Annotated in this window: 2 protein-coding genes; both read right to left on the bottom strand. The window is 60.5% G+C overall.

Going from position 1 to position 1,385, the window contains the following annotated elements:
* Positions 1–73: 73 nt before the first annotated feature.
* Positions 74–367: a hypothetical protein gene (locus AX737_RS23105; protein WP_066925366.1), complete on the bottom strand. Its 294-nt coding sequence runs from the start codon at positions 365–367 to the stop codon at positions 74–76.
* A gap of 58 nt (positions 368–425) precedes the next feature.
* A complete protein-coding gene (locus AX737_RS23100) occupies positions 426–932 on the bottom strand; it encodes a hypothetical protein (protein WP_156453906.1) in 507 nt (168 codons plus the stop codon).
* Positions 933–1,385 lie beyond the last annotated feature (453 nt).

Genomic DNA, 1,385 nt, shown 5'->3' with positions numbered 1-1,385 from the left:
GCAGACGGTCAAAACCGCCGCCTGATCGTGCCCACCGTCAGGGGACCACTCCACTTCGAGGGAGGTTTCGCTCTCACTCCTCCAGTGTGATCCTCCACATGCCGATGGCACCGTCCTCGATCCAGTAGCCATCCAAGACGTCGTCCCCGGCAAAGCGGTGAAGGGTCGCCTTTCCGCCGCCGCCATCTCTCGTCAGCCGGTAGTGGCCAGCACCTTCCTCGATGCCTCGGTAGATATCGTGCCCGTCGTCGGTAGCGTAGGAGATGATGATCTCTCCGCCCTGGAAACGCACCTCACAATCAGCCTCGCCGACGACGTCGTTGGACCCGTAGAACGTTTCCATCGTGCTGTTTTTGAAGATGCTCATATGTTCCTCCCCCGGTAAGCCCGAGGCGGTAGCGCCTCGGGCGGAATGATGCGTTCGGTCACTTCACGCCGAGGGCAGCCTGCAGCGCCTGAACCGCCGGGCCATCGATGAAGAGGGTGCCTGCCGAGAAATCACCCTTCCCATCCTCGACCCAGCCATCACCTTCAATGAGGAGCTTGGCTCCCGTGGACTGGGTGATCGAGTTCAGGGAGCGGTGCACACCACCAAGGCGCCCCCTGGCGAACTGAGCCCAATTGGTAACCCCAGTGATGCGCTTCACATCAGCCCAATCGATGACGGCGACGCCATCTTTCACATTGGCCAACGCCTCCCGGAAAAGGTCGCGCGTGGCGGTGTCGAGCTTCTGCATAAGCTGGTTCGCCAGTTCTGGCGTCAGTGCGTAGGAATGGTGAAACTCCTCGTCCGTAGTGGCCTCTGGCTTTAGGTCGTTCAGACCTAAGAGGCGCAGGGCGAACTCTCCACGGGCCTCGACAGGAACAAGCTGCAGGGCTGAGGCAAGGGCGGTCCGGTTCACGGACATGAAAGCGGCTTCTTGCTGGGACACGATCACTCTCTCCGTCTCACAAGGCGTCTCGTCGCCTCATGGAGAGACATTTAGATAGATCGTGAGTAGGGCGCAAGGGGCATTATGCGCCTCGATGCATGTTTTTGTCGAATTAAGCGGACACGGCCTGACATGGTGTCCTGCCTAGTCCCCTTGTGAGCCTTGCTGCGCCCCAGAAGGGCGGGATGCCACCCGGGCGGACGTTGCACGCTGGAGATGTTCGTGAGCTTCCCATCCCAGATCGGCGCCCAAAAGGGACCCGCCTACGGCCTGCTGGCGCGCAGCAGGGTCATTGATTGCGTTGATACGCAGTATCGATCGCATCTGTTGGAATGATGGCGCGGTGCGGCGCACATTCCCTCTCGAAACAGGGCGTCAGCCCCGAAAATTCAGAGGGACCAACACCATGACCGCTCGCACCTTCATCCTCTCCGCCCTTGCCACCTTCACCAT

The sequence above is a fragment of the Methylobacterium sp. CCH5-D2 genome (assembly GCF_001556475.1).
Classification (GTDB): Bacteria; Pseudomonadota; Alphaproteobacteria; order Rhizobiales; family Beijerinckiaceae; genus Methylobacterium; species Methylobacterium hispanicum.
Note: the sequence above shows the minus strand (reverse complement) of the source record. Positions and strands in the feature narration are given on the sequence as shown.

Coding starts and splice junctions, on each gene's coding strand:
- AX737_RS23105 (WP_066925366.1), bottom strand. CDS start 367: ATGAGCATCTTCAAAAACAGCACGATGGAAACGTTCTACGGGTCCAAC.